The 25,336-nt window shown below is 50.8% G+C and carries 18 protein-coding genes; 2 read left to right on the plus strand and 16 right to left on the minus strand.

Annotated elements, in window-relative coordinates:
* Positions 1–59: 59 nt before the first annotated feature.
* Positions 60–1,931: an MFS transporter gene (locus ACTZWV_RS12800; RefSeq protein WP_444786915.1), complete on the minus strand. Its 1,872-nt coding sequence runs from the start codon at positions 1,929–1,931 to the stop codon at positions 60–62.
* Positions 1,932–2,104: 173 nt separating this feature from the next.
* Here ACTZWV_RS12800 and ACTZWV_RS12805 point away from each other — a divergent pair, with 173 nt between their 5' ends.
* On the plus strand, positions 2,105–3,445 hold the full coding sequence (locus ACTZWV_RS12805) for a Na+/H+ antiporter NhaC family protein (protein ID WP_444786916.1): 1,341 nt from the start codon (positions 2,105–2,107) through the stop codon (positions 3,443–3,445).
* Here ACTZWV_RS12805 and ACTZWV_RS12810 read toward each other — a convergent pair.
* From ACTZWV_RS12810 to dnaK, 7 genes are all read right to left on the minus strand, one after another.
* The gene (locus tag ACTZWV_RS12810) at positions 3,442–4,515 is read right to left on the minus strand and encodes a nucleotidyltransferase domain-containing protein (RefSeq protein ID WP_444786917.1); all 1,074 of its coding nucleotides are present in this window, start codon (positions 4,513–4,515) and stop codon (positions 3,442–3,444) included. The genes ACTZWV_RS12805 and ACTZWV_RS12810 overlap by 4 nt on opposite strands.
* Positions 4,509–5,360, minus strand: a complete 852-nt coding sequence (locus ACTZWV_RS12815; protein ID WP_444786918.1) for an HprK-related kinase A — start codon at positions 5,358–5,360, stop codon at positions 4,509–4,511. Before ACTZWV_RS12815 ends, ACTZWV_RS12810 begins: the two co-directional genes overlap by 7 nt.
* Positions 5,353–5,532: a hypothetical protein gene (locus ACTZWV_RS12820; RefSeq protein ID WP_444786919.1), complete on the minus strand. Its 180-nt coding sequence runs from the start codon at positions 5,530–5,532 to the stop codon at positions 5,353–5,355. The genes ACTZWV_RS12815 and ACTZWV_RS12820 overlap by 8 nt, the downstream gene beginning before the upstream one ends.
* 5 nt (positions 5,533–5,537) lie before the next feature.
* Positions 5,538–6,152 carry a hypothetical protein gene (locus ACTZWV_RS12825; protein ID WP_444786920.1) on the minus strand — a complete coding sequence of 205 codons (615 nt, stop codon included), beginning with the start codon at positions 6,150–6,152 and terminating at the stop codon, positions 5,538–5,540.
* Between the two features lie 143 nt (positions 6,153–6,295).
* Positions 6,296–7,096 carry a M48 family metallopeptidase gene (locus tag ACTZWV_RS12830; protein ID WP_444786921.1) on the minus strand — a complete coding sequence of 267 codons (801 nt, stop codon included), beginning with the start codon at positions 7,094–7,096 and terminating at the stop codon, positions 6,296–6,298.
* 102 nt (positions 7,097–7,198) lie between these two features.
* Entirely contained in the window at positions 7,199–8,335 is a 1,137-nt protein-coding gene (dnaJ, locus tag ACTZWV_RS12835; RefSeq protein ID WP_444786922.1) for a molecular chaperone DnaJ, read from the minus strand.
* A 69-nt stretch (positions 8,336–8,404) separates the two neighbouring features.
* The gene (gene dnaK / locus ACTZWV_RS12840) at positions 8,405–10,315 is read right to left on the minus strand and encodes a molecular chaperone DnaK (RefSeq protein WP_444786923.1); all 1,911 of its coding nucleotides are present in this window, start codon (positions 10,313–10,315) and stop codon (positions 8,405–8,407) included.
* A 227-nt stretch (positions 10,316–10,542) separates the two neighbouring features.
* Between dnaK and luxS the strand changes: the two genes are divergently transcribed.
* The gene (gene luxS, locus ACTZWV_RS12845; protein WP_444786924.1) at positions 10,543–11,052 is read left to right on the plus strand and encodes an S-ribosylhomocysteine lyase; all 510 of its coding nucleotides are present in this window, start codon (positions 10,543–10,545) and stop codon (positions 11,050–11,052) included.
* A 208-nt stretch (positions 11,053–11,260) separates the two neighbouring features.
* Here the strand turns inward: luxS and ACTZWV_RS12850 are convergent, their stop codons facing one another.
* The 8 genes from ACTZWV_RS12850 to ACTZWV_RS12885 form a co-directional block, all read right to left on the minus strand.
* Positions 11,261–14,002 (minus strand): FAD-binding and (Fe-S)-binding domain-containing protein, encoded by a 2,742-nt coding sequence (locus ACTZWV_RS12850; RefSeq protein WP_444786925.1) that lies wholly within the window; start codon positions 14,000–14,002, stop codon positions 11,261–11,263.
* A gap of 138 nt (positions 14,003–14,140) precedes the next feature.
* On the minus strand, positions 14,141–14,521 hold the full coding sequence (locus ACTZWV_RS12855; protein ID WP_444786926.1) for a VOC family protein: 381 nt from the start codon (positions 14,519–14,521) through the stop codon (positions 14,141–14,143).
* 3 nt (positions 14,522–14,524) lie between these two features.
* Complete coding sequence (pelA, locus tag ACTZWV_RS12860; protein ID WP_444786927.1) at positions 14,525–16,873, minus strand: pectate lyase; 2,349 nt, start codon at positions 16,871–16,873, stop codon at positions 14,525–14,527.
* On the minus strand, positions 16,873–19,902 hold the full coding sequence (locus tag ACTZWV_RS12865) for a TonB-dependent receptor (RefSeq protein WP_444786928.1): 3,030 nt from the start codon (positions 19,900–19,902) through the stop codon (positions 16,873–16,875). The genes pelA and ACTZWV_RS12865 overlap by 1 nt, the downstream gene beginning before the upstream one ends.
* 153 nt (positions 19,903–20,055) lie before the next feature.
* On the minus strand, positions 20,056–21,669 hold the full coding sequence (locus ACTZWV_RS12870) for an NADP-dependent glyceraldehyde-3-phosphate dehydrogenase (protein WP_444786929.1): 1,614 nt from the start codon (positions 21,667–21,669) through the stop codon (positions 20,056–20,058).
* A 414-nt stretch (positions 21,670–22,083) separates the two neighbouring features.
* Positions 22,084–23,040, minus strand: a complete 957-nt coding sequence (locus ACTZWV_RS12875; protein ID WP_444786930.1) for a sugar kinase — start codon at positions 23,038–23,040, stop codon at positions 22,084–22,086.
* A 10-nt stretch (positions 23,041–23,050) separates the two neighbouring features.
* Positions 23,051–23,719 (minus strand): bifunctional 4-hydroxy-2-oxoglutarate aldolase/2-dehydro-3-deoxy-phosphogluconate aldolase, encoded by a 669-nt coding sequence (gene eda / locus ACTZWV_RS12880; RefSeq protein WP_444786931.1) that lies wholly within the window; start codon positions 23,717–23,719, stop codon positions 23,051–23,053.
* Positions 23,719–25,188 carry a mannitol dehydrogenase family protein gene (locus ACTZWV_RS12885; RefSeq protein WP_444786932.1) on the minus strand — a complete coding sequence of 490 codons (1,470 nt, stop codon included), beginning with the start codon at positions 25,186–25,188 and terminating at the stop codon, positions 23,719–23,721. The genes eda and ACTZWV_RS12885 overlap by 1 nt, the downstream gene beginning before the upstream one ends.
* Positions 25,189–25,336: the final 148 nt, after the last annotated feature.

The raw sequence follows: 25,336 nt of genomic DNA on the forward strand, positions 1-25,336 counted from the left end.
CGGCCAACCTGATACAGGTTCAAGGCTGGCCGCCATTATTGCGTTAAATCGCACAGCGCTTAAGCCAGATCGCCACGCAGCAGACGCACCCTCTGCTCCAACTCAGCCGCACCGGCTTGTTCCGCAGGCAAGGGCGCACTGGCAATCAACTTTACTTTTGACCAAAAGCGACCTTTAAACTTAAAGGCACCACTGCCATGGTGACTGAAAAACGAGCCCCACAGGCCCTGCAGCGCCATCGGCACTACCGGTACCGGCGTCTCCGCCAAAATACGTTCTATACCGGGGCGGAAGCTGTCGATATCCCCACTTTTGGTTAGGCGGCCTTCAGGGAAAATACACACCAGATTGCCCTGCTCCAGCTCACGCTTAATGGCAGCAAAAGCGGCTTCGTAAACCTGCTCGCTCTTCTGCTTTGAGCAAATAGGAATAGTACGGGCGGCTTTAAACAGCCAATTGGCTACCGGCAAGTCATAGATGGCTTTTTCCATCACAAAACGTACCGGCCGGCGTACCGCGCCGGCAATCAGCATGGCATCAACATAGCTGACATGGTTGGCTACCAGCACAGCGGCACCTTCTGCCGGAATATTGTCCAGGCCACGACTGTTAACACGGTACATGGTATGGCTAAGCAGATAAATAACAAAGCGCAGAGCAAACTCCGGTACCTGGCTGTAAACATATAACGCGACTACCGCGTTCATAATAGCCAGTACCAGAAAATACTGCGGAATAGCTAAATCCAGCACGGTTAAAAATACGATGCCGGCAATAGCGCTGACCACCATAAACAGTGCATTAAAGATATTATTGGCGGCAATCACCCGCGCCCGTTGTTGCGGTTCGGCGCGCTGCTGCAATAAGGCGTACAGTGGCACAATAAACACACCGCCAAAAATACCAATCAAGGTCAGGTCAAGTAACACCCACCAGCCAAAAGCGCTGGCCAGAAACTGCGGCAGGTTCAGCAGTTCTGCCGGTAACTCTGCCGGGCTGCTGAAAAACAAACTGATACCAAATACAGTTAAACCAACAGAACCAATCGGCACTATGCCAAGCTCTACCCTGTCACCGGATAAACGTTCGCACAGCATAGAACCAATACCCACACCAACTGAAAATGCGACCAGCAGCGCCGTTACCACAGTGTTGTCGCCGCCGAGCACCGTCTTGGCAAAATTGGGGAACTGAGTTAAATAGCTGGCACCTAAAAACCAAAACCAACTAATCGCCATAATGGACAAGTACAAGGTACGGTTGGCATAACTGATGCTGATAGTAGTTTTAGTTTGTTGCCAGGGGGCAAAACGAAATTTCCCGGAGTTTTGCACCTGCCCCACCGCCGGGATCTGCCGGCTAACCAGATAACCAAGCACAGAAAACACCACTACCACCATTGCCACCCACAGCGGCGCATCGGCAAAGCCCACCAGCAAACCACCGGTAATGGTGCCCAGCAAAATAGCAACAAAGGTGCCCATTTCTACCCAGGCATTACCGGCTAACAGCTCTTTGTCGGTTAGCAGCTGCGGCAAAATAGCGTACTTTACCGGGCCAAAAAATGCCGACTGGCTACCCATTAAAAACAGCAACCCCAGTAGCATTAAATACTGCTGAAAATAAAACGCTATCGCGGCCAGCAGCATCAGACCTATTTCCAGCAACTTTAACGCGCGGATCAGTTTAGTTTTGCACACGGCATCAGCCAAAGTACCGGCGGTGGCAGAAAACAGCAGGAACGGCAGAATAAATAACCCGGCAGCCAGGTTCATGGTTAAATCGGTATCCCATGGCAACGCATTAGCTGCAGTAAAAGCCAGCATTAACATCAAGGCATTTTTAAACACGTTGTCATTAAAAGCACCGCTGGCCTGGGTGAGAAAAAATGGCAAAAAACGTTTGCTACTGATTAAGCGATTTTGCGACATATCCACTCCATCGGAAAAAGAGATAGTAATAAATAAGTTGCCAGCATAATCAACTCAGGTAGCTTATACCAGTAGATAAAAATGCCTGCCAAAATTGACAGGACGTCTAGCCATCTATATATTGCGCAACCATTAAGGCGATTACACCGCCTGCGTATTTATAAGGTAAACCTATGAACGATACTACGCTGTCGGCCGCGGGGGCCAAGCGCTCGCTGCTGCCGTTACTGTTTTTTGTTGCGCTGTTTCTCGGTACCGGCTTGTACCTGCAAAGCCAGGATGTAGCCTATGCGTTTTATCAATTACCCGGCCATGTCGCTATTATTCCGGCGCTGATGCTGGCGATATGGCTGCATAAAGCACCGTTGCAGCAATCAATCGATGTAATGATCAAAGGCGCCGGCAACAGCAATATTATTACCATGTGTATTATCTATTTGCTGGCCGGTGCCTTTGCCAGCGTGGCTACAGCCACCGGTGGTGTCGATGCTGCCGTTAACGCTGGCCTCAGTTTAGTAGCGGCGCCCTGGCTACTGCCGGGTTTGTTTGTTATAGCTGCCCTGGTGTCCACCGCTATGGGCACCTCTATGGGCACCATAGGCGCGCTGGCTCCTATCGCTGCAGGGCTGGCCAATCAGGCCGGGCTGGATCAGGCATTAGTGGCAGGTGTATTGCTTAGCGGCGCCATGTTTGGTGACAACCTGTCGATTATTTCCGACACCACCATTGCCTCTACCCGCACTCAGGGTGCACAAATGGCCGACAAATTTCGCGAAAATATTAAAATTGCTCTGCCGGCAGCTACAATCACGCTGCTGTTATATATCGTACTGGCTACAGACGGAGCGCCAGTACAGATTAACGCTGTAAACTGGAGTGGTGTAGCACCTTATGCAGCAATACTGGTGCTGGCCGTAATGGGATTGAATGTATTTGTCGTGCTGCTGCTGGGCATAGTGCTGGCGGCGCTGCAAGGCACCTTTTTTGCCGATTACGCTATGGCTAACCTCGGTAAAGATATCGCCAGCGGCTTTGCCAATGTGCAGGAAATTTTTCTGCTGGCTATGCTGGTCAGTGCCCTCAGTGAATTTATAAAACAACAAGGTGGCTTGCAGTGGATTGCCGGTAAAATTCAGCAAACGGCCAACCGGCTGAAACTGGCCGGCAATAAAGCGCAGCAACTGGCGATAGCCGCATTAGCCTTTAGCAGTAACCTGTGTATTGCCAATAATACGGTAGCAATAGTGCTAACCGGTGAGGTAAGCAAAACCCTGGCACAACAACATCATATTACGCCCAAACGCAGCGCCAGCTTGCTGGACATTTTTGCCTGTATCAGCCAGGGGTTAGTGCCCTATGGCGCTCAGGCGCTGCTGCTGGGAGCCAGTTTCGGTATTTCGCCGTGGCAGGTGGTAAGCCAAAGCTATTATTGCCTGATTTTGTTGGTAGTGGCGCTAACAATTATTTTGCTGCGACCTGCATCGACAACGCAAACTGAGCTTAGCACAGACTAAGAGCCGGAATTCAGCCGCCAACGGCTAAACCAGCGCCGCATTGCTGCCGCTGGTTTAGCGACAGTGTGATATAGCAGAATATGCCAACGCATCTTCAAACTATGGCCACGCACAAACCAGGCCTGGCGTGCCAGCCAGGCCTTTACACCGGCATCTGGTAACATCCACAGCACCAGACGGCATGCCAGCGGTTGTGCGGCATTAGCCGGTAAAGCGCTTGTTATCTCCTCTGCTGCCGTATTAGCAAACAGTGTACGCAACAGATAACAGGCATTTACCACTGCAGGTTCAACCTGCATCACCGCCGCTTGCTGTAACATAAAGCTAAGTTGATCCTGGTGCTGCACTTCCAGCAGTAAGTCATTTAAATCAATAATATCTTTGACCAGCTTGTGGGTTTCTTCCTGATAAAACAGATGCACGGCGGCATGAATAAACAGATGCGCTATAGTCGGCACCTTAAACACCGAGCCGGAAATGTTGCTTGCATACTCAAACAGCGGCGCGATATTAATTTGCTTAGCTGAGGCGGTTGGGAAAATATGGTGGTGTAAGTCAATTACCGAGCCACGCTGATAATGCTGTAACGGCGGATTCTGATGCGACCATTGCAAATAAAAATGCCGGTCGTAGTCGGACAGCTCCCCTTCACGAAAGCCGTAAAAAAACAGTTTGTCACGTACCGCTTTTAACTGTTGCCGCGGCACCAATAAATCAATATCGGAAAACAAGCGGCCATGGCTTACCGGCAAGGCCAGTGCCCGGTATGCCGCCCCTTTGAGTAACAGACAAGGAAATTCTGCCCCGGCAAATAACGCCTCCAGCTGCTTAAGTTCAAAGAACAGTGAATGGTGCTGCTTTTCTGCATAGCGTGCAGCGGACAAACCATGCAAGCGTACCTTTTTTGGCACCTCGTCCAGCAACTGACGTTGCTGCAGCAAATAGTAAAACCGCGCCGTAAGCCCCTGCTCTCTAGCTTGTTGCAAAAATATCGTCCAGTCCTCTGCCGTAGCCTGTAACACAAACTGTTCCGGCGCGCGAAAAAACGTTAATAACGGCAGATTCAGCATAAGCGGCCCAGCTCCGCCAGCGCCTGGTTAATATCTGCGTACTCCAGCCGGTAAGCAGTAACTTGCCTGGTTAGCGCAGCAAGGCAGCTAAAGCCCTGCTCTGCCAACACGGCGTAGTTAAACGAATTGTTCGCCAGGTGCATAAAGGCATCGGCCTGAGTAACCTGGCTTAACAGCAGTTCTGTCTGTGCGGCATTGTATTGCGGAAAGATCACCCAGGCAGCAGTTGCTACCTGGCGATAGCCTTGCCAACTGATTTCTGACGGCAGCAAATAGCCGACAGTACCTTTGGTAGTACCGGCAGTGATTTGCCGCACTTGCGCTGCCGGATACCAGCTTTGTATCAGCTGCAACGATTGGTTTTTTAAACTAACCGGCCGGACAAAGGGCACTATAGCGCCATTTTCCAGATTGACCAGGCACATCTCGTCCGACAATAAACGCCAACCTTGCAGCATCAACGCGGCACATAGGGTGCTTTTACCGGCACCGGGAGGGGCCGGCATAATCAAAGCTTTGCCACCCCGCTCTAACACCGCGGCATGGATTGCCAGATACTGATGTTGATAGGACGCTATGCACCAGTTCAGCCCCCACTCAAATACCGGCAGCAATTGCGCCGGGTCTGTCATACGAAAATGCTGCTGTCCGGCAGATACATGAAACGGCCGCCAACAACCAGACCATTTACGCTGCACGGTTAAGCTAAAGTCGTACAGCTGTTGCTTATCTGGTGTTGCTAACAAAGCCGGCGGGTATAACTCAGCAAGGGCGGCATGCAGTTTGCGGCATCGGGTCTGAACACTGACAGAAAAAGGCGCCGTATGCAGAACAAGATCAGCCAAGGGTGCGCTCGTTTTTATCGGGGACAGTGGTTACTGCAGTAATATCCTGGCGGGTTTCGTGTGTCAGGCGGTCAAACAACACCGCACTGCCGTCAGCAAACGCCAGTTTGCGCTGACTATCATCAACTGCCAACTGAGATAACCACTCAGCATAGCTAAGATTAACGTCCATAACGACTAACTCAAATCGCCGTCGATATAATATTCCAGTAAAGCAGACAGTTGCTTTTTCTGTTCATACGTTACAGATTCGCGGTAGGCGGCAACAATGGCATCGGGCGATGGCACATTGGTACTGATACCTTGCATTTCGTAATACAAGGCATGCAAAAACAAAGAGGCTATATTACGGGTTAGCGGATCGCCGCCATTTAAATTAACCGCTTGCTTTAAGGTGCCGCTGTAGCCGTGTAGAAAAATGCTACTAAACTGTGTGTCCTGGTAAATCTTAATATTCAGCCAGGATTTGTGCCAATGGCTGAGCTTTACACCGCTACTCTTATAAAAAAAAGCACCTTTGCCATCTGCAGCACCGTATTTCTTTTTTTCGAAGTACAATTTAGCACTGCCATGCGAATCAAAGGTTTTCCGGCAGCTGTCGAATTTTTCCGGTTGCACCGATTGCATTTGCGAAGCGGTTTCACTTAAGGTGCAATTGAGCGTACTGCTGCCCCAAGCGGCTTTACTTTTCAGGGTAAGCAGCACCGGCAAACTGCCTAAACCAACACGCAGCAGAAACTTTCTTCTACCGCCTTGTGTCGTCTTTATATCCTTATTGTCAAACTGTTCCATTTGCCTGTTCCCTTAAACACACTGCCCGAAGTGTAGTGCTGCATCCATGCAAGATCAAATCCAATACTATAAACTCATGTTTTATAGCGCATAAACAATCAATACTTAGCTAAAACAGCGTGCATTGTAAAAAAATCTGACAATCAGCGGCTGCATTTAGGTAAGGCTGATGCTGCCTTACGTTCATTATAGGTTTTCATTGCCGCCGGCATTTTTTCGCGTAAGTCTTTGATCCGTGTTTCCGGCAGCGGGTGTGTTGACATAAATTCCGGCGTACCGCCACCGCCTGCTGCAGCCATATTTTGCCATAAGTTCACCGCCTGGCGTGGTTCAAAACCGGCTTTGGCCATCAAGTCCAGGCCAATAATATCAGATTCAGATTCATGCGCCCGGCTAAAAGGCAGCGCAACACCCAACTGTGCACCCAAGCCAAAAGCGGTCATTAGTTCCTGCTGATAGCGCACGCCGTAGGCTTTCATGCCGGCATCGCCTAACGCCAGTATGGTTTGTATGCCCTGATTAGTCGATAAACGCTCGTTACTGTGGCCGGCTATCACATGGCCTATTTCATGGCCAACTACCGCAGCCAGTTGGTCCTGATTTTCAGCTACTTTTAACAAGCCGGTATATACGCCTATTTTGCCCCCCGGCAGCGCAAAAGCATTGACCTGATCAGAGTCAAACACCACAATTTCCCAGCTTTGTGCCCTTGTGTTGTCAGGTGTTACCGCCAGTAAACTGTTGGCCACGCATTTCACATAGTTGTTGGTTTTTGCGTCCTTAGCAATCGGTGTTTCCGCTTTCATCGTTTCAAAAGTTTGCGCCCCCATCTTGCCCAGGTCAACATCGTTAAACAGCATAAGTTGCGACCGACCGGTTGGCGACTGGGCACAGGCCACGATCAGTACGCTGCAGGTTGCGCCAAGCAATAACTTTTTAAACATCAATATATCCTTATCCGTTGCAGTAGCAGGGAAAACGTTCTCAGCTTTTATTGTATCTGCTGAAAAACAAAAAACCACCTGCGGGTGGTTTTTCATTAGCGTTTAACTGGTTAAATCATCAAAGAACTTTTTCACACCATCAAAAAAGCCTTTTGATTTCGGCCGGTGCTTGGCCTCACCGTCTCCCGCCATACTGTCATCCAGTTGACGCAGTAAGTCTTTTTGCTTATCACTCAGGTTAACCGGCGTTTCGATCACAACCTTACAGACCAGATCACCCACGCCGCCGCCGCCACGTACCGACTGTACGCCTTTACCACGTAAGCGGAACATTTTTTCGGTTTGCGTTTCTGCCGGAATTTTCAGCTTAACGCGACCATCCAGCGTCGGTACATCAATTTCGCCACCCAGTGCCGCAATAGTGAAACTCAGCGGTACATCGCAGTACAGGTTATTACCATCACGGACGAAAATCGGGTGCTCTTTTACATGTACCTGCACGTAAAGATCGCCTGCCGGTGCGCCATGCATACCTGCTTCACCTTCGCCGGTTAAACGAATGCGATCGCCGGTGTCTACCCCGGCCGGAATTTTCACCGACAGGGTCTTGGTTTTCTCTACGCGGCCTTCGCCGTGACACTTGCTGCACGGATCGGGAATGATCTTACCGCGGCCATTACAGGTTGGACAGGTTTGCTGTACAGCAAAAAAGCCCTGACGCATGGTAACCTGGCCGGCACCGTGGCAAGTTGGACAGCTCTTGGCTGAAGTGCCTTTTTTCGCACCCGAGCCATCACAACTATCGCAACCGACCATAGTCGGTACTTTAATATCGACCGATTTGCCGCGTACCGCTTCTTCCAGGCTTAACTCCAGGTTGTAGCGTAAATCTGAACCGCGCTGCGCCCGCGATTGGCCACGACGGCCACCGCCACCGAAGATATCACCAAACACATCGCCGAAAATATCACCGAAATCAGCACCGCCAGCGCCACCTGCACCGCCACGGTTCGGATCTACCCCGGCATGGCCATAACGGTCATAGGCGGCGCGTTTTTGTTCATCCGACAACACCTCATAGGCTTCCTGGACTTCTTTAAACTTCTCTTCCATGGCTTTATCACCCTGAGTACGGTCGGGGTGAAATTTCATGGCAAGGCGTTTATAAGCCTTCTTGATGTCTTTATCGTCAGCGCCTTTAGCGACACCTAATACTTCATAATAGTCACGCTTGGACATAGTTCCCGCTCAGTAAATGTCTTAATGCCAAAAGGCTGGCACCAGGCCAGCCCTTATACTTCAGCCAGATTACTTCTTATCGTCTTTGACTTCTTCAAACTCAGCGTCAACCACGTCGTCGTTACCATCAGCTTGCTGGCCTGCATCGCCGCCACCCTGCTGGGCTTTGGCTTGTGATGCTTCCATCAACTTCTGCGAAGCCTGGATTAACGCCTGCGATTTTTCATCGATAACGGCCTTGTCGCTACCTTTCAGTACCGCTTCCAGCTCTTTGATTGCCGTTTCAATTTCTTCTTTATCATTTGCGGCTAACGCATCACCCACTTCTTCCAGCTGTTTGCGGGTGGCGTGAACCATCGCATCGGCCTGGTTACGGGTTTGCACCAGCTCTTCAAACTTTTTATCGTCTTCAGCGTGCGCTTCAGCATCACGTACCATGGCCTGAATTTCTTCATCGGTTAAACCCGAGTTGGCCTTGATGGTGATCTTCTGCTCTTTACCGGTGTCTTTATCTTTAGCCGATACATGCAAAATACCATCGGCGTCCAGGTCGAATACCACTTCAATTTGTGGCTCGCCACGGCGACCGCCGCGAATACCTTCCAGGTTAAACTGCCCCAGTGACTTATTATCAGAAGCGCGCTTACGCTCGCCCTGCAGCACGTGAATCGTTACCGCTGACTGGTTGTCTTCCGCGGTAGAGAACACCTGCGACTTTTTGGTCGGAATAGTGGTATTTTTCTCAATCAGCGCCGTCATTACGCTGCCCATGGTTTCAATACCCAGTGACAGAGGCGTAACGTCCAGCAACAATACGTCTTTTACATCACCTGACAGTACCGCGCCCTGAATCGCCGCACCTACTGCTACAGCTTCATCCGGGTTTACGTCTTTACGTGGCTCTTTGCCAAAGAAAGCGGTTACCGCTTCCTGTACTTTTGGCATCCGCGTTTGACCGCCCACCAGGATGATATCGTTAATTTCACCTACGCTTAAATCAGCATCTTTCAGTGCTTGCTTCAGCGGCTCGATAGTACGCTGAATTAAGTCTTCTACTAAAGATTCCAGCTTGGCACGGGTTACTTTGATGTTCAGGTGTTTCGGGCCTGAGGCATCAGCAGTAATGTACGGCAGGTTCACTTCAGTTTGTGATGCTGACGACAGCTCAATCTTGGCTTTTTCCGCAGACTCTTTTAAGCGCTGCATCGCCAATGGGTCGTTACGCAGGTCAATGCCCTGCTCTTTTTTGAATTCTTCAACTAAGTAGTTGATTAAACGGTTATCGAAGTCTTCACCACCTAAGTGGGTGTCACCGTTAGTGGCCAGTACTTCAAAAGTTTGCTCGCCATCAACATCGTCAATTTCAATGATAGAGATATCGAAAGTACCGCCACCTAAGTCATATACCGCAACTTTGGTGTCGCCTTTCTTTTTATCCATACCATAGGCCAGCGCCGCAGCGGTTGGCTCGTTGATAATACGTTTAACATCTAAACCGGCAATACGGCCGGCATCTTTGGTTGCCTGACGCTGTGCATCGTTAAAGTAAGCCGGTACCGTAATTACCGCAGCCGTTACCGCTTCACCTAAGAAATCTTCTGCAGTTTTCTTCATTTTTTTCAGCACTTCAGCTGAAATTTGCGGTGCAGCTAACTTTTTGCCTTTAACTTCAACCCAGGCATCGCCATTATCTGCTTTTACGATAGCGTAAGGCATAATTTTGATGTCGCGTTGTACTTCTTCGTCTTCAAAGCGACGGCCGATTAAACGCTTAATGGCGAATAAGGTGTTTTTCGGGTTAGTAACGGCCTGACGTTTTGCCGGCTGGCCCACTAATACTTCGCCGTCTTCAGCATAAGCAATAATAGAGGGCGTAGTACGGGTACCTTCAGCGTTTTCTAATACGCGAGGTTTGTCGCCGTCTAATACTGCTACACAAGAGTTGGTTGTACCCAAGTCAATACCGATAATTCTGCCCATAACTACACTCCACTTAATAATCTGAACAATCACAAATTGCGTTGAGCGATTAATGGGGATTAGCCCTGATCCATTCAAGGTTATTAGATTAAAAATTTTGCCATCTGCGCATTTAATCCGGTTTTAGCGCCGGTTTAACGCTGTTATCTGCCGATAACGGTTAACTTATCCAGCTTTACCTGCCTATAATAGCCGCCATCTGTAGCATTTATTTTGAGGGTGTTGTTATGCCATTACTCGACAGTTTCACCGTAGACCATACCATTATGAAAGCCCCGGCTGTGCGCGTAGCGAAGAAAATGAACACGCCTAAAGGCGATGCCATCACGGTATTTGATTTGCGTTTTTGCGTGCCGAATGAAGAAATTTTGTCGGAAAAAGGTATTCATACGCTGGAGCATTTGTTTGCCGGTTTTATGCGCGACCATTTAAATGGCAACGACGTAGAAATTATCGATATTTCGCCGATGGGCTGTCGCACCGGCTTTTATATGAGCTTAATTGGCACCCCGGACGAGCAACGTGTAGCCAAAGCCTGGCAAGCGGCGATGGATGATGTGTTGCATGTTGCCAGCCAGAGCGATATTCCTGAGCTGAATATTTACCAGTGCGGCACGGCGCAAATGCACTCGCTGGAAGAAGCTAAGCAGATTGCCAAGAATATTCTTGACCGTGGTGTTGGTGTTAACCGTAATGACGAGTTGGCCTTGCCGGCTGAGATTTTAAATAAGCTGTAATACTTAGCGGCGTCAGTTCAGGACATGTGTGTTGGCTTCAATTGCCAACAACACGAAAAGACGCGGCGAGACAACTGACAACTAAGAAAAGCGTCTGTGGCAGGGATGCCACAGAGGAGCCTACAGGGAGGTATCTACGGCGTCTTTTCGTGTTGTCAGTTGTCGACCCGAAGCTGAATCCCGATGACTCACTTCAGTTAAAAACCCGCTAAGAGCATTGATCCAGCAGATACACCAGATGCTGATATTCAATACCGCTATAGCGTGATAAACCAATTTCACAAGTCCGGCTGCTTGACACCCCTTGTGTACAGCCAGTTACCTGCTGCTGTAAACCAGACAGCGCCGAGGCATTCAACTGTGGCAGGACAAAACCTTTATCCCCGGCAAAGCCGCAGCAGCTAATACCTTCCGGTATCACGACGTTATTACTGCAGGCAACGAGCAGCCGCTGTAGTTTACCGGCCTGGCCCAACTGGCTGGCACTGCAGGTAATATGCAGCGCTACCGGCCCGGCAAGCGGCGTAATATCCAGCTTAGGCAGCACCTGATCATGCAGAAAGTCGACACTGTCATAGATCCTCAGCCGCGGGTCTAATTTGCCGCGCAAAGTTAAACTGCAGGGGCTGGTATCAGAAAACACCGCAATGTCGCCGTTATTACTCACCTTCAGCAGCCACTGCTCCAGCTCGCGCTGTTTAGCCTCTGCCGCAGCAAACTGGCCCTTGGATTGAAACGGCATACCGCAGCATTGGTTGCCAAGACCCTCCGGCACGATCAGCTGATAACCTGCCTTAGCCAGTAAGTGGGCACTCACCTGCTGCAAACTGCGTTTATCTTTGCTATTAGCCTGGGGCGCCATAACCCGGCCTGAGCAACTGGCCAGATAGATCAGCGGTTTTAATGCGGTGTCAGGAGCCGGTTTATTTGCTGCACTGCTGTAGTTCGCTGTTGGCATAGCGCTATGCCATTGCGGTAACAATTTGCCAAACACATTACCAAGGCGCAAACCCAACCGGCTGATACCGGCAACAGCACTAAAATGCCGGGCAAGAAAAGCCGCCAAACCTTGCCATGGCCGGTTATATTCTGCCCGCAACTGCCGGGTAAGGTCGCCGGTATTAATGCCCACCGGGCAGGCAGTACTGCACATGCCACAAGCGGCACAGGTGTCGTTACCGGCATACTGATAAGCTTTATTAAGTTCAGCCAACCGCTGCGGCTCATCACCATTGCGTTGTAAACGTGAAATCTCGCGCTGGGTAACTATACGCTGGCGTGGCGTTAGCGTTAATTTACGTGACGGGCACACCGGCTCACAAAAGCCGCATTCAATACATTTATCTACCAGCGGGTTAGTCGCCGGCAAGGGTTTTAAGTTTTGCAGATGCAACTGCGGATTATGGCTTAGCACCACCTCAGGGTTCAGAATATGCTGCGGGTCAAGCAAGGCTTTAATGCGCCACATCAGTTGGTAAGCCTCAGCGCCCCACTCCAGCTCAACAAAGGGCGCCATATTGCGGCCGGTGCCATGTTCAGCTTTCAATGAGCCGCCAAACTCTACCGCCACAAGTTGCGCTACTTCCTGCATAAAGGCGTCGTAACGGGCTACCTGAGTGGCATCATCAAAACTCTGGGTAAAGACAAAATGCAGATTACCTTCCAGCGCATGGCCAAAAATAATCGCCTCGGTGTAATAATATTTATCAAACAGCTGTTGCAGCCGTGACACCCCTTCTGCCAACTGCGCAACCGGAAAGGTAACATCTTCAATAATCACCGTAGTGCCGGTTTTACGCACCGCCCCTACTGCCGGAAAAGTGCCTTTTCGGATAGCCCATAACTGGTTATATACCGCAGGGTCGGTACTGAATTCCACTTGCTGCTCCAGCTCAAAGCCGGCCAGACTGGCCGAAATCTGCGCCAGTTGCTGCTGTAACACAGTGCCGTTTATTGCCGTACTTTCTATCAGCAAAGCACAGGCATTATCAGACAAGCCCTTTACCCACGCCGGCATACCCGGTTTATGCGCTACTGAGCGCAGGCTGCGCCGATCCAATAGCTCTACCGCCGATACCGGCTGCTGTTTTAATACAGTTACCGCACGGCAGCAGCTTGCCACCGACGGAAATACCAGCAGGCTGCTGGCCCGGTGCGGATAATCCGGCACGGTGTTGTAGGTTACGGCGCTGATAAAACCGAGGCAGCCTTCAGAGCCGACCATTAAATGGGTCAGGATATCAATTGGATCGGTAAATTCAGTTAACGCATTAAGTGAAAAACCGGTGGTGTTTTTTAAGCGGTATTTATGGCGGATTTTGTTGCTAAGCTCGCTGTTGGCCCGGGTTTGTGCACCCAGTTCAGCCAGTTCAGCCAGCAATTCACTGTGGCTGTGGCGAAACGCCGCCACGCTTTGCGCATCTTCAGTATCCAGCACGGTGCCGTCGAATAACACCAGTCGCATTGCTGAGAGCGTATTAAAGCTGTTATGCGCCGTGCCGCAGCACATGCCGCTGGCGTTATTAGCCACTATACCGCCGATTTTGCAGCTGTTAATCGATGCCGGATCGGGGCCGATTTTGCGCTGAAATTTTGTCAGTACACTGTTGGCTGCCGCACCAATTACACCCGGTTGCAGCCGTATTTGCTCACCTAAACCACGTACTTCACGCTGCTGCCAGTTTTCGCCCAGTACCAGCAGCACAGAATCGGTTACCGCCTGGCCGGATAAACTGGTGCCGGCGGCGCGAAAGGTTAGCGCCACCTTAAATTCGTTTGCCAGCTTTAGCAGCGCCACCACTTCGGCTTCGCTTTCAATCCGCAGCACTAACTTGGGCAGCAAACGATAGAAGCTGGCGTCAGTGCCGTACGCAAGCGTAGCGATAGGGTCGTCAAAATAACGCTCAGCCGGAATAAGCTGTTTAACGGCCTGGATAAACTGCGCTTGCATGCAAACCTCTGGCTGGAAACACTGAAGGTAGATTAACCGATAATACGGTATTCTCTTAAAGCTTGCATAAATTTTTTGCCATAAAAATCAATTTATGAATAATTTATTCAAATATACCATTGGTCAGCCGACGCGGTTCTACCTCGCAGGGCCGCGCCGGCACAGTTGCAGTGCTAAACCCCAGGGATCGCGTAGCATGGCCAGGTACGAGCCGTCGTTCAGGTGTACGTCGGTAACATGGCTGGCGCCGGCGGCGATTAAGCGGGCACTGTCGGCGACCGGATCAGCTGATACCAGCGCCAGATGCAAAATCAGCGGGTCCATACTGGCGTAATCAGGTACCTGATCGGCCGGGTTGCAGTAAATTTCTATCATCATGACGCCGCTGTCATCGGCGAGAAAATGTGTTTGCGCTGCATCATTTAATGCGCGTTTTAAACTAAAGCCCAGATGCTGCCTGTACCAGCTGGCCATTTGCTGCGGTTGAGCAACATTAAAAGCGACATGTTCGATACGCATAACTTAAGGTTCCTGTGGTTTGTTACCAGCCGGAATAAAGCTGTCCAGCCAGGCGTTGATATTGTCTGTTGGCACGTCCAGCGCGCGGTACACCGGTGCGATGTGCGGATAGCCCCCCACTTGCTGCTGGCTGTCGATAATGCGGCCATCACGGTTGAAATAACTTTGCACTATGCGCCGCTCAATAGCGTCGCGTTGCCAGTATCGTGCTCCAACAACAGGTAACAGCTGCTGTTCAACCTCTTTTGCCGGCATAACACTGATGCCCAGCGGCCACACCGGTGCTGCGGTTAAACGCTGTATCACGCCGGCAGTGTCGTACATGGCTTTGTCATCGAGGTTAAAGGTCAGGTTATCCTGCAGATAAGCATCACCGTGATAGGACACCAGGGCTAAATCTGAATAAGAATCGCGGCCATAGCGCAGCACATTACCGACAACTGCCACCTGCGGATTCTTTGGTGTATAAGCGGTATGCGTCCATTCGTTATCAATAAAACCCAGCTTTACGGCATTGGCGTCGGCGTTGTAAATAATATTGTTCAGCACCACGCCTGTGGTATGGGCTTTAAAGTACGGGTTACGCCGTGCGTTATGGGCAAACAGGTTACCAATAAAGCCAATGTGGTGGCTGAAATCATGCACCAGCGCGCCTTTACTGTGTTTGCCTTTAATATGACTGGCGTAATCCAGCGCTTCGGCCAGAATATTGTGGCGGAAGCTAATGTGCTTTGAGGTAGCCGCCGCGCCTTTATCGCGCGGGCCGGATGCTGACACCAGTTCGTCTGTGGCCCAGCTTATCGAGTTATGCTCTACCAACACATTGCAGGCTTTGCTGCCGGTTACCGCTATGCCATCAGTGTCCCAGCCGGCACGCTTGGGCAAACCGGCATCGCCCGGGCGGATATGTAAATGCCGTACTATGACATCATGGCTGATAATCCGCAGGCCGCCTTTAATCAGCGTAATGCCGGGATCCGGCGCAGTTTCACCGGCGATGGTCAGGTACGGCTGGTTTATTTCCAGATTAGTGCGCTGAAGATCTATCACCCCGGCCACTTCAAATACCACGATGCGCGGCCCGCTGTGTGCCAGCGCAGCAGCCAGAGAGCCGGGCCCGTTACGGTTCAGGTTGGTTACCTTCAGCACCACACCACCGCTGCCACCCGGCGTATCGAGGCCAAAGTTAGTGCAGTGCTTATCTGCTGCAGCCTGGTCATACTCTGTCAAAAACTCTGCCGCAACGCTTTGATACCAGCCATAACCGCGTTGGCGTTCCAGCGACACCCGGCTGACATCGCTGTAGGTTTGGCCGTCGCGGTCGAAGAATACCGGCTGACCGGTTTTAATGTCGTAAAAGCGGGACCAGATCACGCTGCCAGGGCTGTCGATCAATGACAAACGGCCCTCGCTGTCGCGGTGGCGGTCTTTGTCACTGATCTGCTTATCCCTCAACCAGTTGGCCGCCTCAGCCAGGCTTTGTGCTACGCTGGGGTAATCTGGCGCATAACGTAGCAACAACTGCAGAATTTTTGCACTTTCACTGCTAACCAGTGAAGCTTTCTCATACTTACGCGCCGTTACCGGCTCACCCGTTAACGGATGATGCTGCGCGCCCCACACAGTGCGCTTGCCGTCGACGACGACCTGATTAGCCAGCAACCAATCGACCGCCCGATAAAACGCCGCCGCAGCAGCGGTTTTAGTACTGTCGGCCAACATAGCAAAGCGCGGTTCATTGGCCACCTGCCACAGCAGTTGCATCAGCTGATACAGGGCATGGTCGTTCAACGTTATGGCATCATGATAACCACCACGTAGCGGATAAGATTGCGGGAAACCGCCATTGGGGTACTGCGCTTGTAACACCAGCGCCACACCACGTTCTATCGCCTGCACGATATGTTGTTGCAGTTGCGGTGTTGCTTGCGGGTAAAAGTCAGCCAGCCAGTGCAATTGTGTACTGGTGGCATCGTTATCAAAGGTAGGTACATACGTGGGTTCAGAGCCAAACTGCTGGCCGGATTGCCTGGCAATACGCATATCGGTGCGCTTGCTCCAGCCGCCGGATGGTGTTTGAAAGCTCAATACTGCTTCGGCTTCATTGGCATTGCTGATGCCGGTTAAGCCAAACTGATTGTGCTTTATTGCTGCTGTTGCCGGCCTGCCCTGCTGTTCGGCCGCCAGCGCTGTTGCATCTTGCTGCAGCACTTGCGCTGATTGGGCTAAATACTGCTGCCACTGTACAGATAACTGCTGCCCCTGCCAGTAATTGGCCGCCCAAACGGGCGACCACGGCAGCACACACAAGCAGAGTAGCAAACGGCTAATCTGAGCGTATGTGCCTGACATCAGAAAGAACCCCGTACACCGAGTAAGTATTGTCGTCCTGTTAGTAAATACTCATAAGGCCGCGGGGTATATACATCGCTCCATTGCGTATTGGCAGCGTTGGTCAGGTTAATGGCTTCAAAACTGAACGACAGAGTTTCACTGAATTTATAACGGGCAGAAAAATTCAGCTGAGCTTTATCATCAATTCCACGACCAAATAAGCCTTCATCACGGTACTTATTCAAATACTCTTTGATATAACGCTCACGGAAATTATACGAAAAACGGGCACTGAATTTTTCATACTCATAGTACAAGGTAGCATTGTAAGTACGTTTTGACGTTTCCTCAGCCATTAGTGTCACTTGCTCGCGGCTAAGCGGGTCCGTTACATCTTGCTCATAATCAATCAGCGTCAGGTTAGTTTGCAGACCAAAGCGATTAAATGGTGCCGGTAACATCGTAAAAGGCTGCTGATAAATAAACTCTAAGCCTCTTACAGTTTCACCCGGTGTATTAATCAGTTGCGACACATCCCAGGTGACCGTAGCCGGATCTCTGTCGCCAATGTCGATGCCTAATTGCGCCAGTTGTTGTGCACTCAGTACTTCTTGTCGCGTCCCCCTGCTCAGACCAGTCATATCCTTATAGAAGAAGGCCACAGCCAGTAGCGCTTCGTCGTCAAAATACCATTCCAGACCTAAATCCAGTTGATCTGCTTCGTAAGGCCGTAAGGTAGGGCCTGCGCCTAATTGTATCGTTGCGGTATCATTATTGGCGCTACTTGGCCGGGTTACTCTGATGGCTGATGCTAAATCACTTAATGGCGGCCGGGTAATGGCTTTAGATAAGCTAAAACGCCCGACTAAGTCATCGGTAAGATCATAAGCCAAATTCAGGCTTGGCAAGAAATCTTTGCCTTCACTAAGGGTATAGCGCCAACCATAACCGTCAGCAAAGTTAGCCCCTTCGCCACGGCCTGCGGTATAACCGTCGGCATAAATATGATCAAGATTAATAATGCCGGAGGTGTTTTTATTGTCCAGGTAACGGCCACCAATATTACCGCGCAGCTCGCGCCCCGCCAGTTCTAAACGGAAGTCCAATTGCAGGTAAGCACCGTTGACCCGCTCTTCAATATCATAAGTGCTGTTATAGCGCTCTTTGGCTGCAAAAAAGGCTTCATTTTTAAAGCCGTCATACACTTTACCGTAATCAGTGGTTAACCAACTGTCTGCCGATAAAGACGAATTAGCCGGCACTGTTGCCGCATTACCAAAATACTGTCCGGCTTGCGATAAGGTTAACGCATAAAGATTACCCGCCGTGCGGCTGGCATCAAGCTGTTGCACCATTACCTCGGCTACTTCACCGCTGGTGCGGTTGGTTTCCCTGTTCAGCGAGCGCCAACCATTGTCACGCTGTACATTAGCAGTATTAAAGGTACGGTGGTTTAAACCCCACTTTAAGGTGTATTGCTCGTTCAGTTCATAGGCAAAATGCAGTGACACATTTTTGTTTTCACTGCCAATTTGCTGATTGCGGTTACGCACCAAGCCTAAACTGTATAAATCAGGGTTTAGCATCAGTTGCTCTAACTCTGCCTTGCTATAGCTGCTACCAAAGGCTTGTGCCGGAGCAAAAGCAAAAGCCGGCATATTCATATTCATGCTGCCACTACCGATTGCTGTGCCGGTTTGGCCAATCAGGCTTATCGGGTCGATAGCACTGTCGTAACTATAGGCAAAGGTAGAATCGAAACTATCTAAGGCAAAGGTGCGCTGGTATGGAATATCCAAATCAGATTTACCCATGCCAAGCAGAAAATTCATCTTTAACTGTTCGCTCAGATACCAATCACCACTTAGCGTAAATTGCTTAAAGGTTGAGTTTGACACATCCTGCCGTGCTTCTGAGCGGATAGGTACACCGGAAAAGGTACCTGCAACAATGGTATTATTACCATCTACGATCAGGTTTTCAGCGTATATGTCCGTCTGGCTTGAGACGTTATTGCGGATCAAGGCTGAATACTGGAATTCATCCATCGTATTGTCCAGCGTGGCATACAGCACATCGAAATTCAGTGTTAAATCATCTATGGGCCGGTACTGAAACGCCGCAGTAATACCCAAGCGCTCTTGCTGCTTATTAAAAATGGAGTAACGTGGCAACCTGGGCAGCCACAGTCCTTCCATATTCTCATTGGTATAAACCCCTTTTGGCGAAAGCTGGGTAACTGGCGCCGCGGTGAGTTTATTCTCGCTGCCATCCACAGCCCAGGCCGGGTTATTTACCGTCCAGCGGCCGGTTGTTACCCCTTCACTTTGTACCAGGCCTTCTGAATAAGCTGCAGACACCAACACGCCAAACTTATTGTCCCAGTTCTTACTAAACATTAAGGAGGCGCGTGGCGTCACCTCTTCTGCCACATCGTTATAACGGGCGTTCAGGTTGTAAGCAAACTTAGTATCCTGATATTGAAATGGCCGTGCCGTTTGTAAATTGACATTACCGGAAATACCGCCGTCTTCTAATTCGGCAGACAAGGTTTTATTAATATCAATTTGGGTAAACAGCTCTGAGGCAAAAACGTTAAAATCAAAGGCGCGGCTTTTATTAGAACCACCGGCTGCATCGGTAGCAGCACCGGCTGACGCCGACTCCATCCCATTAATGGTGGTTTTAACGAAAGTAGCACCTAAACCACGTAAGCTGATTTGCCGGCCTTCCCCGGCATCTTGTTCAATGGCAATGCCCGGTACCCGGGCTAAACTGTCTGCCACGTTTAAATCGGGAAACTTACCCAAATCCTCTGCCAGGATCACTTCTTTGGAACCGACCGCATCGCGCTTGGCCATCAATGCCACATTTAAACTGCCTCTAAAACCGGAGACCTCGATAATCTCAATATCATCTTCCTGCAGTTCGGTTTTTGTTTCAGCTTCCTGTGCCACAGCCGGCGACGATGGAGCAAAAGCCAGCGCCGGCGCTAAAGCCAGCAAAACTGCAGTAGCCAGCTTGTTATATTTAACGAGTTTCTTCATATACCCTGTTGTCCTTTTTATTGTTTAAGTTACTCCGGTGTGCCTGGCAAGGTCCCGGTCTGACTACTGCATAACCCGCCAATGCCACCGGTAGCAAAAACGGGTAAATTGAAAACGGTTAGCCGGCCATTAAGCGGTTGGCTACTATCCCGGTCAAAATAAAAAGTCGGTCGATAAAAAGTGCGAACTGCGCGCTTTTACCATCTGTTTAACAAAGTCGATATCCGCTTGCTGATATTTCGCCGCCACTAAGGTAGGCGTAGAGAATTGACGCAGTGCATCCACCACCGACAGCGTACCTTCGGCGGAATCTTTGCGGCCGTTAAACGGAAAGCTGTCCGGCCCGCGTTGGCACTGGCTGTTGATATTAATGCGGCCGACCTGGTTAGCAAAAATATCTACCAGTTCACCCACTTGCTGCGGGTTTTGGCCAAAGATACTCAGCTGTTGGCCAAAATTAGAGTTCACCACATAATCAATTACTTCATTGATATCGTTATAGGGCACCACCGGTACCAGCGGGCCGAATTGTTCTTCGTTATACAGCCGCATACTGCTGTTTACCGGATATAACAGCGCTGGGGTAAACAATGAAGCAATGGTTTCGCCCCCTCCCGGGTTTTGCAACTTAGCGCCTTTACTTAGTGCATCTTGCAGCAACGCGGTTAAAAACTGTGTTTTGCCAGGCTCCGGCAGCGGGGTTATCGCTACGCCTTGCTGCCACGGCATACCGGCTTTAAGCTCGCCGATAGCGCTTGATAGTTTATCTACCAGCTCAGCGGCGCGGCTGTTATGCACAAATAATACTTTCAGTGCAGTACAACGTTGGCCGTTAAACGACAAGCTGCCGGCCACGCACTCCTTCACCGTGCGGTTCATATCGGCGTCGGGCAAAATAATGGCCGGGTTCTTGGCATCCAGCCCCAGCACAGCGCGCAGCCGGTGCGGTTTGGGGTGCATACGTTTTAAATCACTGGCACCTTTATTGGTGCCGATAAAGGCAAACAGGTCAATTTTGCCGCTTTCCATCAGCACACCAACAGTTTCGCGGCCACGGCCGTAAATAATGTTGATCACGCCGGGCGGGAAGCTTTGTAAAAACGCCTGCAGCAGTGGCTGAATAAGCAGCACACCGTATTTTGCCGGTTTAAAAATTACGGTGTTACCCATGATCAGCGCCGGGATCAGCGTGGTAAAAGTTTCGTTCAGCGGATAGTTAAACGGCCCCATACACAGTGCCACGCCTACCGGCACGCGGCGGATTTTGCCTAAACTGCCCTGCTCAATAATAAAGTGGCTGGCGTCTCTGTCCTGCTGTTTTAGTGCTTCGATGGTATCGCGGATATAGTCACAGGTACGGTCAAACTCTTTCGCCGCATCGGGGTAAGTTTTACCGATTTCCCACATTAACAGCCGGATCACTTCAGCGCGCTGCAGTTGCATTAGCCCAAGGAATTTCTCCACATGCTGAATACGTTCCAGCACCGCCATCGTTGGCCAGGCGCCACGGCCTAAGTCGTAGGCTTTTACCGCACTGTCGAGCGCTTTTAGTGCAGTTTCACCATCTAGTAATGGCGTATGGCCCAGCAACACTTGCTGTAAGCTGTCGCTATTTCGTATATAAATTGGACTGACCACCGGGCTAAGTTCACCCTGCCACTGCACCAACTCGCCGTTTAATAAATAGTCGCGCTGGGTTATCTCTCCTTTATGGGCAAACTCTGCCGGTATATCAGCGGCTTGCGGAAAAACTGTTGCTAAACTCATGCCTTGCTCCTTCTAACACTTATTGACTTGGTTGTTAGTCAGGGTCAGATGCGACGCTTGCCCGGCTTTAGCCAGATCTTGTTATGTTGCTTTGTACTGGTACCAATGCTGGCTTCACAGTTAAGGGAACGCAAAGACGTCGTGAATACCTCCCTGTAGACTCCTCTGCCGCATCCCTGCGGCAGACGCTTTGCTATACCCTTAACTGTTTCGCTTTGTTATTTCGGTGATACATCAATCGTTAGCTGTGCGCTTCGGGGTTCCAACCTGCTTCTGACGTTTTGCCACAGCGAGAATCGGTTTGCTGTAAGCTGACCGTTGAAGGCATGGATGCCTGAATCGAGCCTACAGGGACGTATTCACGGCGTGTCAGCGTGAGCAAACCGGTTCGTGCCGAAGCCACTAAACCCTCGGCTACTTCACAAACACTGAAGGCCGGTTCTGCGCCCAAAAGCCGTTAAAGTGATCCTTGCCGACAATAGCGCCGGTATGCTCAACAACAAAACCGGCTAAGCGAGCAGCAAACTTCACTGCATGCTGCGGTGCTATACCACCTAAACGCGCGGCCAGATAACCGCCGTTAAACGAATCGCCGGCTGCTGTGGTATCTACCACCTTCTTTACCGGGTGCGCCAGCGCAGTAAAACCCTGCTGCTGATAACGACCGTTAATACCGTTTTTGCCATCTTTAACAATAATCTCCGCCACACCCAGCTCCGTCAGCTGCGCTACCACATCACCCGTGCTTTGCGCTTCAAACAATACACGGTGATCGTCCAGCCCCGGCAGCGCCACATCGGCTAAGCTATAGGCCTGAATAAAGGCCGCTTTGGCCGCTTCAGCATTAGGCCACAGCGCCGGGCGGTAATTAGGATCAAACACAATCTGGCTACCATCGGCTTTTAACCGGCTTACCAGCTCAAACAATTGCGCTCTGTCGCTATCGGATAAAATCGCCAGCGTAATGCCGGAGAAATAAAACATATCGCAGCCTTTAATGGCATCGTAACTAAGCTGAGCATTAAAGCATTGCAATACCTGTTTAGCCGCCGAGCTGTCGCGCCAGTAGACAAAACTGCGCTCGCCAAAGGCATCGGTATTAATCATATACAGGCCGGGCCGGGCAGTTTTGGTGCGCAGCATCAGGCTGGTGTCAATTTTCTCCCGCTCTACCGCCCGTACCAGCTTGTCGCTGATAAGATCAGTGCCCACTGCAGTAAAAAACTGCACATCGACCGGGTTTTCACAGGTGCGCTTTAAATACACCGCGGTATTAAACACATCACCGGCAAAATTTTGATGATAGACATTGTCGACCAGCTGATACAGCTCGACCATGCACTCACCCATAATGACAATACGCTTGCTCATGCCGTGCTCCTTAAGCTGCGGTTTTAATCTGTCTGGCAGTAGCGGTTGCTTCAGCAGCCAGTGCGGTGATCTGGCTCCACTGCTGTGCTTTTACCAGATTAGCCGGCGTTAGCCAGGAGCCGCCCACCACAAACACATTTTTCAGCGCTAAAAACTCAGCCAGATTATGCTGGCCAATACCGCCGGTGGGGCAAAATTTTACTTGCTGGAATACACCACTCAGGGCTTTTAGCATTTCAATGCCACCGGATAAATGCGCCGGGAAAAACTTAACCTCGCGCAAACCATATTCGTACGCCATAGCAATTTCTGACGGTGTCGCCACACCCGGTGCCAGTGGCAGGCCGGTATCGATCATCGCTTCAAGCAACTTCGGCGTGCTGGCCGGGCTGACCAGAAACTGCGCGCCGGCATCTTTACAGGCATTGGCATCAGCTGCCGATAATATAGTGCCGGCGCCGACCAATAAATCCGGCAAGGCGGTGCGGATAGCGGTAATCGCTGCTAAGGCCTGGCGGGTGCGCAGCACGACTTCTACCGAGCCTACACCGCCATCGGCCAGTGCTTTGGCGATGGCGACAGCTTCATGCGGCGTGTCGGCCTGAATAATGGGTAATAATGCCGGCCCCCTGATCACAGAAGAAAGCACGGACGACAACAATGGGGGTAAAGACGACATCAAACGACTCCTGCAAAAGCGGCCAGCGCAGCGGCTGGTCGGGCAACTAATTGCTGATAAGCAGTATGCACTGCAGCAAAAAAGGTTTTATTTAAACTCAGTTCCGGCGGGAACACCGCATCCACCGCTAAAAACAGCGCCACGTCAGTATCGGCATTGCCATTGCACTGTGCTGCCACAGCCAGCAGTTGCTCTGCTAACGGGTCGACTAATTTTTCGTTATCACTATGGCGTTTAACAATAAAGCGGCACCAGGCTGCGATGGCAAACGCCAGTTTGTCGATCGCTTTACCGGCGGCCAAGTTGTCGCTAATGGCAGGCAAAATACGCATCGGTAGCTTTTGCGAGCCGTCCCAGGCAATTTGCGCCAGCAAATGGCGGATAGCCGGGTTACGAAACCGCGCTAATATATCCTCACTGTACTGCTTAACATCCAGCTCAGCCGGTGGCGTAAACGATGGCATAATCTCGTCGCTTATCATCTGCTGAATAAACTGCGTCAGCACTTCATCCTGCATGGCATCGAATACGGTTTCATAGCCAAGCAAACAGCCAACATAAGCCAGGGTGGAATGCGGCGCGTTGAGTAAACGCAGCTTGGCTTTTTCAAAAGCAGTGACATCCTGAGCGTAAATTACCCCGGCTTGCTGCCAGGCGGGTCTGTCAGCCGGTAAAATATCTTCGACAACCCATTGCACAAAGGCTTCGCGCTTAATCGGCCAGTTATCCTGTACACCCAGCACCTGTGCAACCTGCGCTTTAATGGCGTCGTCGGTGGCCGGAGTAATACTGTCGACCATAGTGCAGGGGCTGATCAGCTGCTGGCTTAACCAGTTAGCAATAGTGGGGTCTTTTTGCTCCGCAAAGGCGATGAGTGCATTACGCAGCTTATGGCCGTTGTCGGTAAGGTTGTCACAGCTGATCACGCAAAACGGCGCTATATTGGCCTGATAACGCGCGGCCAATGCGGTAAACAGCAAGCCAATGGCGGTTATCGGTTGGCCGCTACCGCTTAAGTCTTGTTGAATTTGGCTATGGTTTAAGTCCAGCTTACCACTGCCGTTTAAGCAGTAACCTTTTTCGGTAATGGTCATGGTCACGTATTTGGTGCTGGCGGCAGTTAAGCGCGCTAATACCTGGCCGTACTGCTCGCTGGCGATCAGCACTTCCTGCACCGAGCCGATCACCTGATAGCTTTGCACAGCATCAAGCACGGCCAGGGTATACAAACCATCTTGCGGCGATAATGCCTGGCTGACATCAGGTGAGCGCATTGATACGGCGCTGATGGCCCAGTCGCCGCCAAATTGCAGTGCCTGTTCGGTATACCAGGCCTGATGGCCGCGGAAAAAGGCGCCGGGGCCTAAATGCACTATGCCGATTTGCGGCTTTTGCTCTGCCAGCCGGTAGGCCGGAATTGGCAGCTTGCCGTTTAGACTCGCCAGAGTCTGATTATTTAGTTGTGTCATTTGTATCCTTGCCTTAGTCGCGCTGTCTGGTCTTGGCTCCGCGGTCAGACAGCACAGTAAGACTCGTTCATCTGCGGCTTCACTCAGTAACAGCACACAAAGACGCCGTGAACCCCTCCCTGGGGGGCTCCTCTGCCGCATCCATGCG

It is taken from the genome of Rheinheimera sp. NSM (genome assembly GCF_052380015.1).
Classification (GTDB): Bacteria; Pseudomonadota; Gammaproteobacteria; order Enterobacterales; family Alteromonadaceae; genus Alishewanella.

What these genes read in the sequence shown, in the direction of transcription:
- dnaK (WP_444786923.1), bottom strand. Translation starts at nt 10,315, where the DNA reads ATGGGCAGAATTATCGGTATTGACTTGGGTACAACCAACTCTTGTGTA.
- ACTZWV_RS12850 (WP_444786925.1), bottom strand. Translation starts at nt 14,002, where the DNA reads ATGCAAGCGCAGTTTATCCAGGCCGTTAAACAGCTTATTCCGGCTGAG.
- ACTZWV_RS12800 (WP_444786915.1), bottom strand. Translation starts at nt 1,931, where the DNA reads ATGTCGCAAAATCGCTTAATCAGTAGCAAACGTTTTTTGCCATTTTTT.
- ACTZWV_RS12870 (WP_444786929.1), bottom strand. Translation starts at nt 21,669, where the DNA reads ATGAGTTTAGCAACAGTTTTTCCGCAAGCCGCTGATATACCGGCAGAG.
- ACTZWV_RS12875 (WP_444786930.1), bottom strand. Translation starts at nt 23,040, where the DNA reads ATGAGCAAGCGTATTGTCATTATGGGTGAGTGCATGGTCGAGCTGTAT.
- ACTZWV_RS12865 (WP_444786928.1), bottom strand. Translation starts at nt 19,902, where the DNA reads ATGAAGAAACTCGTTAAATATAACAAGCTGGCTACTGCAGTTTTGCTG.
- ACTZWV_RS12825 (WP_444786920.1), bottom strand. Translation starts at nt 6,152, where the DNA reads ATGGAACAGTTTGACAATAAGGATATAAAGACGACACAAGGCGGTAGA.
- ACTZWV_RS12830 (WP_444786921.1), bottom strand. Translation starts at nt 7,096, where the DNA reads ATGTTTAAAAAGTTATTGCTTGGCGCAACCTGCAGCGTACTGATCGTG.
- ACTZWV_RS12810 (WP_444786917.1), bottom strand. Translation starts at nt 4,515, where the DNA reads ATGCTGAATCTGCCGTTATTAACGTTTTTTCGCGCGCCGGAACAGTTT.
- ACTZWV_RS12855 (WP_444786926.1), bottom strand. Translation starts at nt 14,521, where the DNA reads ATGCGTATCGAACATGTCGCTTTTAATGTTGCTCAACCGCAGCAAATG.
- pelA (WP_444786927.1), bottom strand. Translation starts at nt 16,873, where the DNA reads ATGTCAGGCACATACGCTCAGATTAGCCGTTTGCTACTCTGCTTGTGT.
- ACTZWV_RS12885 (WP_444786932.1), bottom strand. Translation starts at nt 25,188, where the DNA reads ATGACACAACTAAATAATCAGACTCTGGCGAGTCTAAACGGCAAGCTG.
- dnaJ (WP_444786922.1), bottom strand. Translation starts at nt 8,335, where the DNA reads ATGTCCAAGCGTGACTATTATGAAGTATTAGGTGTCGCTAAAGGCGCT.
- ACTZWV_RS12820 (WP_444786919.1), bottom strand. Translation starts at nt 5,532, where the DNA reads ATGGACGTTAATCTTAGCTATGCTGAGTGGTTATCTCAGTTGGCAGTT.
- eda (WP_444786931.1), bottom strand. Translation starts at nt 23,719, where the DNA reads ATGTCGTCTTTACCCCCATTGTTGTCGTCCGTGCTTTCTTCTGTGATC.
- ACTZWV_RS12805 (WP_444786916.1), top strand. Translation starts at nt 2,105, where the DNA reads ATGAACGATACTACGCTGTCGGCCGCGGGGGCCAAGCGCTCGCTGCTG.
- luxS (WP_444786924.1), top strand. Translation starts at nt 10,543, where the DNA reads ATGCCATTACTCGACAGTTTCACCGTAGACCATACCATTATGAAAGCC.